At 63.1% G+C, this 12,079-nt stretch carries 11 protein-coding genes; 6 read left to right on the forward strand and 5 right to left on the reverse strand.

Annotated elements, in window-relative coordinates; genetic code table 11:
• Positions 1-114 precede the first annotated feature (114 nt).
• Positions 115-1,164, forward strand: a complete 1,050-nt coding sequence (pstS, locus tag AXW67_RS08770) for a phosphate ABC transporter substrate-binding protein PstS (RefSeq protein WP_063677534.1) — start codon at positions 115-117, stop codon at positions 1,162-1,164.
• A gap of 43 nt (positions 1,165-1,207) precedes the next feature.
• Here the strand turns inward: pstS and AXW67_RS08775 are convergent, their stop codons facing one another.
• From AXW67_RS08775 to AXW67_RS08795, 5 genes are all read right to left on the reverse strand, one after another.
• Positions 1,208-1,978 (reverse strand): amino acid ABC transporter ATP-binding protein, encoded by a 771-nt coding sequence (locus tag AXW67_RS08775; protein WP_063677535.1) that lies wholly within the window; start codon positions 1,976-1,978, stop codon positions 1,208-1,210.
• Between the two features lie 18 nt (positions 1,979-1,996).
• Positions 1,997-2,692, reverse strand: coding sequence for an amino acid ABC transporter permease (locus AXW67_RS08780; protein WP_063677536.1), 696 nt, complete (start codon positions 2,690-2,692; stop codon positions 1,997-1,999).
• On the reverse strand, positions 2,689-3,483 hold the full coding sequence (locus AXW67_RS08785; RefSeq protein WP_063677537.1) for an amino acid ABC transporter permease: 795 nt from the start codon (positions 3,481-3,483) through the stop codon (positions 2,689-2,691). Before AXW67_RS08785 ends, AXW67_RS08780 begins: the two co-directional genes overlap by 4 nt.
• Positions 3,484-3,544: 61 nt before the next feature.
• Positions 3,545-4,447: an amino acid ABC transporter substrate-binding protein gene (locus AXW67_RS08790; protein WP_063677538.1), complete on the reverse strand. Its 903-nt coding sequence runs from the start codon at positions 4,445-4,447 to the stop codon at positions 3,545-3,547.
• A 29-nt stretch (positions 4,448-4,476) separates the two neighbouring features.
• Positions 4,477-5,634, reverse strand: a complete 1,158-nt coding sequence (locus tag AXW67_RS08795) for an aminotransferase class V-fold PLP-dependent enzyme (protein WP_082907836.1) — start codon at positions 5,632-5,634, stop codon at positions 4,477-4,479.
• 175 nt (positions 5,635-5,809) lie between these two features.
• Between AXW67_RS08795 and AXW67_RS08800 the strand changes: the two genes are divergently transcribed.
• The 5 genes from AXW67_RS08800 (at position 5,810) to AXW67_RS08820 (ending at position 12,078) form a co-directional block, all read left to right on the forward strand.
• Complete coding sequence (locus tag AXW67_RS08800; protein ID WP_063677540.1) at positions 5,810-6,607, forward strand: IclR family transcriptional regulator; 798 nt, start codon at positions 5,810-5,812, stop codon at positions 6,605-6,607.
• 211 nt (positions 6,608-6,818) lie between these two features.
• Positions 6,819-8,369: a hypothetical protein gene (locus AXW67_RS08805; protein WP_063677541.1), complete on the forward strand. Its 1,551-nt coding sequence runs from the start codon at positions 6,819-6,821 to the stop codon at positions 8,367-8,369.
• 61 nt (positions 8,370-8,430) lie between these two features.
• Positions 8,431-8,709 (forward strand): TonB-dependent receptor plug domain-containing protein, encoded by a 279-nt coding sequence (locus AXW67_RS08810; RefSeq protein ID WP_063677542.1) that lies wholly within the window; start codon positions 8,431-8,433, stop codon positions 8,707-8,709.
• Between the two features lie 190 nt (positions 8,710-8,899).
• On the forward strand, positions 8,900-9,787 hold the full coding sequence (blaBJP, locus tag AXW67_RS08815; protein ID WP_063677543.1) for a BJP family subclass B3 metallo-beta-lactamase: 888 nt from the start codon (positions 8,900-8,902) through the stop codon (positions 9,785-9,787).
• Between the two features lie 275 nt (positions 9,788-10,062).
• Entirely contained in the window at positions 10,063-12,078 is a 2,016-nt protein-coding gene (locus tag AXW67_RS08820; protein WP_063677544.1) for a putative bifunctional diguanylate cyclase/phosphodiesterase, read from the forward strand.
• Position 12,079: the final 1 nt, after the last annotated feature.

Consider the following 12,079-nt stretch of genomic DNA (forward strand, 5'->3'; position numbering starts at 1 on the left):
ATCGGCGAAGTGGCTACGCTGGGCTTTTTCCGGTCGCGCCGGCGCCAGAAGCACATTGCACTTTTGTGACATAGACCACATTGGCCTGGTGTTGGAACTGCTAGGGTCGCGCCCATGACAAAGCGTCTCAGGCTACCGATCATCTTCACCGCCCTGGTCATGGCGACGCAAAGCTTTGCTGCCGACACCAGGGGTGCGGGCTCAACCTTCGTTTCGCCGGTGATGGCGAAATGGATCGACGCCTACAAGGCCAGGACCGGCAACATTGTCAGCTATCAATCGGTGGGCTCGAGCATTGGCGTCGGCTTGATCAAGAAGGAAGCCGTCGATTTCGGCGCAAGCGACATGCCGCTTGATCCCAGAGAATTGGACAAGCTCGGCATGATGCAATTCCCAATCGTGGTCGGAGGCGTCGTGCCGGTGGTGAATATTGACGGCATCAAGCCTGGCCAGATTCGCTTCACGGGAGCGATGCTTGCAGACATCTATCTCGGCAAGCTCAGGTCCTGGAACGATCCCGCCATACGGGCGATAAATCCCGACATCAAGCTGCCGAGCACGCCGATCACCGTCGTTCATCGCATTGACGGATCCGGAACGACTTTCAACTGGTCGAACTACCTCTCGAAGGTCAGTCCTCAATGGAAGACGACGGTCGGAGAAGGCACTTCGGTCGAGTGGCCGCTCGGATTGGGCGGACGCGGCAATGACGGCGTCGCCTCGCTCGTCAGTCTCGTTCCCGGCTCGATCGGCTATCTCGAATACACCTACGCACTGCAACGGCTCGACAAGATTTCCTTCGGTGTCGTGCAGAACAGCGCAGGCAACTTCGTTGTCCCCGATGCCGCATCGTTCCAGGCAGCGGCCTCGAGCGCGGACTGGAAGGCAGAGAAGGATTTCCATCTCGTGCTCACCAATGCGCCCGGCGAGGACGCATATCCGATCACCGCCACGACGTTCGTATTGATGCCGAAGACCGCGAAATCTCCGGAACGGTCGGCGGCCGCGATCGACTTCATTCGTTGGTCGCTGGAGAACGGAAAATCCCAGGCCGAAATGCTCAACTACGTTCCCTTGCCGCCTGCCTTGATCGAGCAGATCGAACACTACTGGCAGCAAGGCGTTGAAGCGCCCACGGTGGCATCAGCGGCCGGCAAGCGCTGAGGCCCGAAACTGGCCTCTTCGGGGGCACACGCCGATCTTCCCGCTAGTGGATGATCTGGTTGAGAAAGCCTTTGGCGCGCTGGGTGCGGGGCGCCCGGAAGAACGTCTCGGGATCGGCCTCCTCGACGATGCTGCCCTGGTCCATGAACACGACGCGGTCGGCGACTTCGCGCGCAAAACCCATTTCGTGGGTCACGCAGACCATGGTCATGCCCTCGGCCGCGAGCTGCACCATCGTGTCCAGCACCTCCTTGACCATCTCCGGATCGAGCGCCGAGGTCGGCTCGTCGAACAGCATGATCTTCGGCTGCATGCACAGCGCGCGGGCGATGGCGACGCGCTGCTGCTGGCCACCCGAGAGCTGCGCCGGATATTTGTCCGCCTGACTGTGGATACGCACCTTCCGGAGCAGGTCCATCGCGCGCTCACGCGCCTCGGGACGCGAGAGCCCGCGCACCTTCATCGGCGCCAGCATGCAATTCTCGACGACCGAGAGATGCGGAAACAGGTTAAAGCTCTGGAACACCATGCCGACCTCGGAGCGCACGCCGTTGATGTCGGCCATGCGGTCGGTCAGCTCGACGCCATCGACGACGATCCGACCCCCGTCGTGCTTTTCGATGTGGTTGATGCAGCGGATCAGCGTCGACTTGCCTGAACCGGACGGTCCGCACAGGACGATCTTCTCGCGCTTCGCGACGGTGAGATTTACATCATTCAGGGCGGTGAAGCCGCCGAACCGCTTCACCAGATTCTCCACGACGACGATCGTGGGCGAACGATCAGCCAGGGGTGTTGCGATTTCATGTTGCATCCTGGTCTCCTCTCCAGACTACTTGTGCGCCCCGGTGAGCGGGTAGCGCCGCCTGAGCGAGGCGACGCATTGCGACGCGGCCGAGCTGATGGCGAGATAGACCACCGCCACCACGAGATACATTTCGACAAGACGGCCGTTGAGCTGCGCAAGTTTCGAGGCCGCGCCGAGAAGGTCGGTCAGCGAAAGCACGTAGACGAGCGATGTGTCCTGAAACAGGATGATGGTCTGGCTCAGGATGATCGGGCTCGCGACGCGAATGACCTGCGGCAGGATCACGCATCGGTAGGTGTCGAAGGTGGACAAAGCGAGCGCCTGGCACGCTTCGAACTGCCCCTTGTTCACCGCGCGCAATCCGACGCGAATGATCTCCGAATAATAGGCGGCCTCGAACAGGCCGAAGGTGATGAAGGCGGTCCAGGTGGCGCCGATCGGAATCGGACGGCCGTTGCCATAGAGATGCCCGAGCACGATCGGCACCAGGAAGAAGAACCAGAACAGCACGAGGATCAGCGGGATCGAGCGGATCAATGCGATGTAGGCGCGCACGATGCGGGCGATGACCGGCACCTCGAAGTGCTGCACGAGGGCGAAGCAAGTCCCCAGCAGCATGCCGATGACGAAGGCCGCGGCGGTCAGCGCGAGAGAAAATAGAAGTCCTGACCAGAGATAGGGCCATGCCTGAAGGAGGATCGAGAAATCGAGGCTGTTCATTTCACGACCTCCATCCCCTGGTGCAAGGCGGCGCCCGGCTGTACGTCGTCCGCGAGGGCCGGCTCGATCGCGTCCTTCGCCGGCGTGGAGCCCGGGATCCGCACGGCTCTGTCGATGAGCATCATCGATTGATAGGCAATGAGCGCGAGTGCGAGGTAGATCAACGTCGCGGCGCCGAAAGCGGTGAAGGTCTGGAAGGTCGCTTCGCTGATCTGGCGCGCCTGCGCGGTCAGCTCCATCAATCCGATGGTGAGCGCCACCGACGTATTCTTGTAGATTCCCATGACTTCGCTGGTCAGGCTCGGCACGATCAGGCGCAATGCTTGCGGCACGATGATGTGGCGATAGGTCAAGTATCCGCCAAGACCGAGCGCGCTGGCCGCCTCGGTCTGCCCCTTCGGCAAGGCCTCGATGCCCGCGCGCACCTGCTCTGCGATGCGAGCCGCGGTGTAGAGGCCGAGGCACAGCAGGGCCGGGAAAAACGATCCCCAGGGCGGCGGGATCTGCTTGATGCTGTCGCCAAGCGAGGTCGGGAGAATCTCCGGCAGCACGAAGTACCAGAGGAACATCTGCACCAGGACGGGGATATTGCGGAAGATCTCCACATAGAGCCGCGCCAGAGCCGCAACGAGCCGGTTCTGCACGGTCCGGCCGATCCCGACGACGACACCGACTGCGAAGGCGATCCACCAGCCGAAGAAGGCCAACGCCAGTGTCCAACCAAGACCCGAGAGAAGCCAGTCGACATAGCGCTGACCATCTGCCGTCTGTTCAAAAAGCACTCCGAACATCGCGAACCTCTAGGTTGGGTGCGAGCGAAGGCGACTCCGTCGAGTCCCGCGGCTTTTGCGGTCAGTCGACCGCATCACTCGGATGCGCGATCCGCTCCATCAGCGTCTCGGTGAGCGGGAATGCGAGATTCTCGCCCTTGGGCGGGATGGGCCTCGTAAACCATTTCGTGTAGGTCTTTTCGAACTGGCCCGACGCCATCTGCTTGGACAGGACGTCGTCGACGAGCGCCTTGAAGCCGGCATCGCCCTTCGTGAACATCAGCCCGTAGTAGATCCGCGCGTATCCTTCAGGCAGGAAGATCAGCGCGTCCGGATTCGGTGCTGCGGCCTTGAGGCCGGCGAGGAGGATGTCGTCCTCCATGAAGGCCGCAGCGCGGCCCGTATTCAGCATCAGGAAGGATTCCGCATGATCCTTGGCCTGAACGATGTTGAGACCGAGCTGTTCCTTGGCGTTGACGCCTTGCGCAAAGCCCACCGCGTTCGAGCCCTGGGTGACGACGATCGTCTTGCCCTTGAGATTGCCGGCGGTCTTCAGGCCGCTGTCGGCCTTGACCAGCCAGCGCGGCTGGCTGACGAAGGTCGTCACCGAAAACGAGACCTGCTCCTGCCGCTTCTTGTCATTGGCCGTTCCGCCGCACTCGATATCGACGGTGCCGCTCTGGATCAGCGGGATGCGGTTGGACGAGTTCACCGGCGTGTAGTTGACGGTGAGATTGGCCAGGCCAAGCTCCGCCTTGACCCGCTCGACGATGGCCGCGCAGAGATCGAGCGAGAAGCCGATCGGCTTCTGATCGGGGCCGAGATAGGAGAACGGGATCGAGGCTTCGCGGTAGCCAATCGTGATCGCGCCGCTCGACTTGATCTTGCTCAGCGTCGGACTGTCGGCCGCGGCCGACGGCCCGGCCAGGGCAGCGAGGGCCACGAGCGCCGACAGGGCTGCGGATATCCGTGCAATATTCCTCATGTCCTGCACCCTCCTCTGTGATGTCAGGCCTAAGCGGCCCTGGATGATGTCTTCACGCGCCGGCTGATGAGATCGACCAGGCGGTCGACATCCCCTAACGTATTGAACATCCCGAACGACACGCGAATGCCGTCCCGTTCCGGCGACACGCGCACGCCGTTCTCCTCGAAGTAGCCGAGCCAGTCGGCGGCGGGCAGCGCGATGACATAGATGTGGGGCGCGCGGTGCCTCCGATCGCGCGGGCCGACGAGGCGGATATCGAGTGCGTCAAGCCCTGCAATGAGGTGATCGCCGAGATCGAAGCAATGGTTCTGGATGTTTTCGACGCCGATCTGCTGGATCATGTCGAGCGCGGCGCCGAGCGCATGGATCGCGGGAAGATTGAAATTGCCGAGCTCGAAGCGGCGTGCACTCGGCGCCGGCGCAAGCTGGTCCGGACGCGCGACGAGATCGGCCGGGATCTCGGCAAGGCCTGCGGCGGCGAGATATGCGGGTTCGAGCTCCGCATGTTCGCTGTTCCAATAGAGCAGTCCCAGTCCTTGCGGAACGAGCAACCCCTTGTGACTTCCCGATCCGACAAACGTCGCACCGATGGCCCTGGCGTCGATCGGCACGATGCCGATTGCCTGCATCACGTCGACGACGAAATGGAGATTCATCTCCGCGCACAGGCGACCGATGCCTTCGATATCGAAGCGATGGCCGGCGTGAAACGTTACATGCGACATCGAGATCGCGCGGGTGTGCGCGTCGATGTGGGGACGAAAGCTCGCCGCATCGACGATTTCGGTCATCGGCACGAAGCGCACCTCGATGCCCTTCCGTTGCAGATTAAGGAAGGCATAGGCGTTGTTGGGATGATCGCCGTGAACCATCAGGACATTATCACCCGCCCGCAGCGGCAGCGCGTTCGCGGCGATGTTCATGCTTTCCGAGGTGTTCTTGGTGAAGGCGATCTCGTCTGCGGACACGCCGAGGAAGCGCGCGACCTTGACGCGCGTCTGCTCGACGCGCTCGAGCCACACGCTCTTCGGGCCGGCCGTCTCCAGACCTTCGCGAAGGAAAAGGTCGATCGCCGCCTTCACGGGGCGCGCCAGCGGCGCCTGGAAGCCGGAATCGAGATAGGTCATCCGCTCGGCAGCCGGGAATTCCTTCCGCACGGCCTCGACGTCGTATTGACGTGACATCCCATTCTCCTCTTCGGCACGTGGGTGGACCCGATTTGCACTGCACAAATCCTGTTCACCCGCCGGCGGAGCCAACGATATGGGCAGCCACAGGAACAGGATAGTTAAATTTTCATATTTCAGTAGCAATAATTCCGAAAATTGATATTTTATGCTCTCAAACAGAGAGACGCAAATGGCAGAGCCAGCCAAAACCGACGGCCCCCTCGACCGCGCATTTGCCATCGTCGGGCATATCGCCAGCCAGACCAAAGCCGTCTCGGTGGCTGAGATCGCGCAGGCACTGGCACTTCCGCTTCCGACCGCGCATCGGCTGATCGGAAACCTGGAGGAGCGCGGGCTTCTCCAAAAGGCGCTCGGGACCAAGCGCTACGTGGTCGGCAATCAACTCGTCACCTTGTCGGCCAAGGTCATCGGCGCGGCCTTTCGCACCGCGCGCCGGCACGCCGTGTTGCGCGCCGTCGCCGGAGAGATCGGCGAGCAGTGCGAGATCGGCGTCGTGCGCGACAACGTCGTGACCTATGTCGACAGCGTCCGCGTGTCGCAACCGCAAGGCCTGCAATTCAATCCGGGCGAAGCGGCCCCATTGCACTGCACGTCGACCGGCAAGATCTACATGAGCCGCCTGCCCGAGAAGGCGCGCGAAAAGCTCTGCAATGCGCTGGCGCTGACGAAATACACCGACAACACCGTCGTGGACCGCGACAGGCTTATGCAGGTTCTTGCGGAGACTCGTCAGCGCGGCTGGGCCAAGACCAACGAGGAGTTCGTCAAGGGGGTCGTCGGATGCGCCGTCCCGATCGTCTCACCCGATCGAGATCTGATCGCATGCCTCGGCGTCTCCGTTCCGGTGGCCCGCGTCAGCTTCGCCGAGCTCGACCACTTCATCGCGCCGCTTCAGAAAGCCGCGGCTCTCCTGTCGGAGACGATCCTCCAGGCAGATGATGATCACAAAGGCGATCGGGTCGAGTAGCGAGGGATCGCCGACTTCGAGCGTCTCGCAGAGCAGCTCCCAATCACCCGCAGCGCGCAGGCCCGTCACTCGTGGACGCGGCGCCTCAATTGGGCCGCATCCATTGACATCTATGTGACGGCCGGGGCAATTTTTGCTTTGCTGGCGAATCAGCGATGTCTCATGCCGAGTACCTCTTGGACAATTTTCAGTGCTTTCGAGACTGATAGCGTTGCTGCGCCGCCTTCCTGCGGTGCAATGGGCGTTCGGTAGGCTCCGGCCTTCGCCGCAGGTCGACACCGCGAGTTCCGAGCCGGTCGCTCTGGAACATTCTTCCGTTGTCGTTGCCGATAGCACGGAAGGTCTTGCGGCTGTTTCTGCCGATATTTGCGTCGGCAGCGAGCCGTCTCGCGATATCACCGCGGTTGCCGTGGAGAGCGCGACGACCGTGGATCTTTCTGAAGAGACTTCGGCCGGCGGCCCCGATGTCGGCAGCGGCCCATCTTGCACCACACTTGCGGACGTCGAGACGATCATCGCAGATGACGCTCCGCTCACCATTCTCGAGACTTCAGACCATTCCGAGATCCCGGACGCCAGCACGAGCGCCGATCCAGACCACAGCGACACCGTGGATGTTGAGCTGGTCGCTGCGGACGAGCCAGTCGTTATCGAGGTCGTCGAGAGCTCTCCCGAGGCCCTGGCAGATATTGCTGGCGCTGATGAGTCAGCCAGCAGTGCGACCGCTGACATCGAGCCTGTCGCGGTAGACACTTCTCCGGCAAGCCTTGCCGCCCTCGCGGAAGATGCTCCGCCCGATCGTTCCGACGTCAGCATCAGCAGCGATCCGAGCCACAGCATCGCAGACCTCGAAACGGTCGCCGCGGGCGAACCGGCCATTGCCGATAGCACAGAGAGCTCTCCGGAGGCTCTGGCAGATATTGTCGCCGACGAGTCGTCTTGCAGCACGGCCGCCGACGTCGAGCCGGTCACGGTAGACGCCTCTGCGGCAAGCCTTGCCGCCCTCGCGGAAGAGGCTCCGGCCGATCATCCCGATGTCAGCATCAGCAGCGATCCGAGCCACAGCATCGCGGACCTCGAGACGGTCGCCGCGGACGAACCGGCCATTGCCGATAGCACAGAGAGCTCTCCGGAGGTCCTGGCAGATATTTCCGGCGACAAGTCATCCAGCAGCACAGTCATCGACGTCGAGCCGGTGGCGGTAGACGCCATTGCGGTCGGCCCGATCGAACTTGCCGAGACTGCTCTGGTCGATTGTCCCGAGGCCGGCATCAGCCGCGACGACGCTGCCAGCGAGGCAGTCACTGTCGAAAGCGCGCCGATTGCTACAGCCGAAGCAGAGGAAGCTCCTTCGGCCTCGACGCTCAGCATCACCTCGACCGACGAACCGCCCGCAGTTGGCGCATCCTCCGCACCGGACGCCCGAGATGTTCCGAAGGCGCCGGCGAAAGCCGCAGAGCCCATCGATCGCGCCACGCTGATCCGGCGGCGCTGGGCGGAGACCGGGATCAGGATGTGGAACCCGCGGCTGCATGGCACCGGTGAGGCCGCGCTGAACATCCAGGGACGCATCGAGCTGCTGCCGCCCGAGCCGGGCGAAAAGATGCCGCGCTACGACAAGCTCGAGTTCAGGATGCTCGGTGGACAGATCGTTTGCGAGGGCGTCATCGTCGAGGCGCCCGTGCATGCGGGCCAGCGCAGCTTCACCGTGCTCGCCGAGCGGCGACAGCCGGAGCGCGCACGTGAGGCTGTGCCGGCCTGATCGTTTTGCCTGCAATGGCCGGTGAATTGTGTTAGGCTTGCGCCCTGACAGGGGGGATCGCATGCCCACGAAATTGTTGCGAACGATCGCAATCGTCACGCTATGCGTCTCGCACGCAGCCTCCGCCGCCCCGGCCAAACGGCCGCGCCATCCGCCACCACCGTTTGTCGATCCGGCAGCCCCCTACAAGGCCGATCGGCTGTCGTTCTCGCGCGGCGAGACGATCCTCAACACGCCCGGGCAAACCACCGTGCTCACGCGGCAGGTCCTCGACGATATGAATGCAACGAGCCTCAAGGACGCCATGCGCTCGACCGCCGGCGTCACGATCGGGCGATAACGCGCATCCCTCCCATCCTTCGCGCCATGCGCAAAGCCAGGATGTGCCGTTATTCCCGCGCATGGGACGAAATATTTTCAACGCAAGGCTGTTGCCTGCCGCGCCTTGCGCGACGTAGCTTGCGCATGATCGCGACGCGCACGCAAAGCCGCCGTCAGCGAGAACGACAAGAACACCTGGGAGGCAGACGATGAGAAGGTTCGCAGCCGCACTATGCGCGGTGGCGCTGTTCGCGACGGGCGCGCAGGCACAGACTCTGAAGGATTTCCTCGCGGCGGTCACCAAGAAATGGACCACGCCATTCGAGCCGTTCCAGCTCATCGGCAACATCTACTATGTCGGCACCGACGGCATCGCCGTCTACATCATCAAGACCTCGCAGGGCCTGATCCTGATGGATACGGCGCTGCCGCAGTCGACGGGCATGATCAAGGACAGCATCGCGAAGCTCGGCTTCAAGGTTGCCGACATCAAGTACATCCTCAACACCCACGCGCATTTCGATCACACCGGCGGCTTCGCCGAGATCAAGAAGGAAAGCGGCGCGCAGCTCATCGCCGGCGAGCGCGACAAGCCGCTGCTCGAAGGCGGCTATTATCCCGGCGATGAGAAGAACGAGGACCTCGCCTTTCCCGCGGTGAAAGTCGATCGCGCGGTGAAGGAAGGCGACAAGGTCACGCTCGGCGACACCACTCTGACGGCACATGCGACGCCCGGCCACTCGCCCGGCTGCACGAGCTGGGAGATGACCGTCAAGGACGGCAGCCAGGACCGCGAGGTTCTGTTCTTCTGCAGCGGAACGGTCGCGCTCAACCGGCTGGTCGGCCAGCCGACCTATGCCGGTATTGTCGACGACTATCGCACGACTTATGCCAAGGCCAAGGCGATGAAGATCGACGTTCTGCTCGGGCCGCATCCGGAGGTCTACGGCATGCAGGACAAGCGCGCGCAGATGAAGGACGGCGCGCCGAACCCGTTCGTCAAGCCGGGCGAACTCACGACCTATGCGGCCGGCCTCGAACAGGACTTCGACAAGCAGCTCGCCAAGCAGACCGCAGCCCTGCAGACTGCGAAGTAGCGGCTTCGGTTCTCGCTTTTCGCCTCTCCCCACGGGAGAGGTGAAGAGCATGGTTAGCATGAGGTAGCACTCGCAGATGAGGGCAATCTGCAGCCGGATGCACTTCCATTCCGGTGCATATGCTTAACGCGGCCTCACCGGTGCACGCGGCGGTGAGAAATCTGCGGCGGCGCGCAACTTGCGCGCGCGGCCCACGCGGAACCGTCTAACCCGCCTTTTTACCCGTGCCATGCAAGATCTCCGGTGTTTTCTCAGCATCCGGGGCTCGTATTTCAATGCCGATTGCCGATGTGAAGTCCTATCTCGCGGCCGCCGCGGGGCTGTTCCGCGTGCGGGCCGACAACCCCGATCTGACGCGCGCCCAATTCGACGCCTTCTCCAAGCAGATCCCGCTGCTCTACTTCATCCTGATCAGCAACACGATCGCCGTGGCCTATACCTATGTGCCGCTGGCGCCGGCCTGGCTGACGATGATCGTGCCGGGCGTGCTGTCCGTGCTGGCGGGCTTGCGGACCTTCTGGTGGCTGCGCCAGCGTCATCTGGTGCGTAGCGATGCCGACATCCTGCGCAACTTGCGCGCCACCAACTGGCTGACCCTGCCGATCGCCGCGGGCTTCACCGCATGGTCGTTCGCGCTCTACCCTTACGGCGATCCGTTCGCCAAGAGCCAGGTCGCCTTCTACATGGCGGTGACCGTGATCGGCTGCATCTTCTCACTGATGCATCTGCGCTCGGCGGCGCTGATCGTGACGCTGGTCGTCGACGTGCCCTATGTACTGTTCTTCTTCGCCACGGGGGAGCCGACGCTGAAGGCGATCGCGGTCAACAATTTGCTGGTCTCGGGCGCGATGGTGACGGTCCTGTTCATCTACTATCGCGACTTCGCCGACCTCGTCGCCAGCCGCAAATCGCTGTTGGCGCAGCAGGCGGCGACGCAAGCGCTTTCGGACGAGAATTTCCGTCTCGCCAATCTCGATTCCCTGACCGAACTGCCGAACCGGCGCCGCTTCTTCGCCGAGCTCGCAACCGCTTTCGGCGATGCCGAGCGCAGGAACATTCGCCTCGCGGTCGGGATCATCGACCTCGACGGCTTCAAGCCGATCAACGACAATTACGGCCACACCGTCGGCGACCGCGTCCTGATCGAGGCCGGACGCCGCATCCGCGAAGTCTGCGAAGGCTTTGGTCCACACCGCGTCGAGTTCGCGCGGCTCGGCGGCGACGAGTTCGGTCTCGTGGTGTGCGGCGATCCCGACGATGAGGATCTGGCGCGGCTCGGTGAACGCATCGGCGATCACGTCAAGCTGCCCTATCAGCTCGATACCGCGCATACCGGGTTGTCCTGCTCGATCGGATTTGCGCAGTTCCCGCGCTCGGCGACATCAGCCGAAGCGCTCTACGAATGCGCCGACTACGCGCTCTATCACGCCAAGCGCCATGCACGCGGCCGCACCGTGATCTTCTCGAGCGAGCTCGAGGCCGAGATCCGCAGCCGCGGCGTCATCGAGAACCTCCTGCGCGCCTCCGATTTCGGCGCCGAGATGAATCTGGTGTTCCAGCCAATCGTGGATGCCATGAGCGAGCGCACCGCGGGCTTCGAGGTGCTGGCGCGCTGGCACAGCCCCCGCCTCGGCCTGGTCTCGCCGGCCGACTTCATTCCGGCCGCCGAGCGCATCGGCCTGATCCGCCCGCTAACGCAGGCGCTGCTGGTGCGCGCACTCGCAACCGCGAAGACCTGGTCCGACGACATCCGCCTGTCATTCAACCTCTCCGCCCACGACATCTGTTCACCCGACGGCATTCTGCCGCTGATCTCCATCATCGAGAAAAGCGGCGTGCCGCCGCGCCGGATCGACTTCGAGATCACCGAAACCGCCGTCACCTTCGATTTCGTGCGCGCCCAGCAGTCGATCGCCGCGCTGAAGGCGATGGGCTGCGGCATTTCGCTGGATGATTTCGGCACCGGCTATTCGTCGCTCAGCCACGTGCACCGCCTGCCGCTGGACAAGATCAAGGTCGACCGCAGCTTCGTCGCCGACGTCAACGACAATCCGATCAGCCACAAGATCATCAAGTCGCTGACGGGCCTGTGCGACGACATGGAGATCGCCTGCGTCGTCGAGGGCGTCGAGACCCGCGCGCAGCTCGACAGCCTGCGCCGCCTCGGCTGCGACTTCATCCAGGGCTACTACTTCGCAAAGCCCATGCCGGCCGATGCGATCGCCGACTATCTCGCGGCGGAAGATCAGCGTCTCGATGACGCCAAGCGCGCTGCCAGGGGCGCGGCCTAAG

It is taken from the genome of Bradyrhizobium neotropicale (assembly GCF_001641695.1).
In the GTDB taxonomy this organism is placed as follows: Bacteria; Pseudomonadota; Alphaproteobacteria; order Rhizobiales; family Xanthobacteraceae; genus Bradyrhizobium; species Bradyrhizobium neotropicale.

Bases quoted from the DNA above. Each gene is read 5' to 3' on its own strand.
- pstS (WP_063677534.1), top strand. From the start codon at position 115: ATGACAAAGCGTCTCAGGCTACCGATCATCTTCACCGCCCTGGTCATG.
- AXW67_RS08775 (WP_063677535.1), bottom strand. From the start codon at position 1,978: ATGCAACATGAAATCGCAACACCCCTGGCTGATCGTTCGCCCACGATC.
- AXW67_RS08780 (WP_063677536.1), bottom strand. From the start codon at position 2,692: ATGAACAGCCTCGATTTCTCGATCCTCCTTCAGGCATGGCCCTATCTC.
- AXW67_RS08785 (WP_063677537.1), bottom strand. From the start codon at position 3,483: ATGTTCGGAGTGCTTTTTGAACAGACGGCAGATGGTCAGCGCTATGTC.
- AXW67_RS08790 (WP_063677538.1), bottom strand. From the start codon at position 4,447: ATGAGGAATATTGCACGGATATCCGCAGCCCTGTCGGCGCTCGTGGCC.
- AXW67_RS08795 (WP_082907836.1), bottom strand. From the start codon at position 5,634: ATGTCACGTCAATACGACGTCGAGGCCGTGCGGAAGGAATTCCCGGCT.
- AXW67_RS08800 (WP_063677540.1), top strand. From the start codon at position 5,810: ATGGCAGAGCCAGCCAAAACCGACGGCCCCCTCGACCGCGCATTTGCC.
- AXW67_RS08810 (WP_063677542.1), top strand. From the start codon at position 8,431: ATGCCCACGAAATTGTTGCGAACGATCGCAATCGTCACGCTATGCGTC.
- blaBJP (WP_063677543.1), top strand. From the start codon at position 8,900: ATGAGAAGGTTCGCAGCCGCACTATGCGCGGTGGCGCTGTTCGCGACG.
- AXW67_RS08820 (WP_063677544.1), top strand. From the start codon at position 10,063: ATGCCGATTGCCGATGTGAAGTCCTATCTCGCGGCCGCCGCGGGGCTG.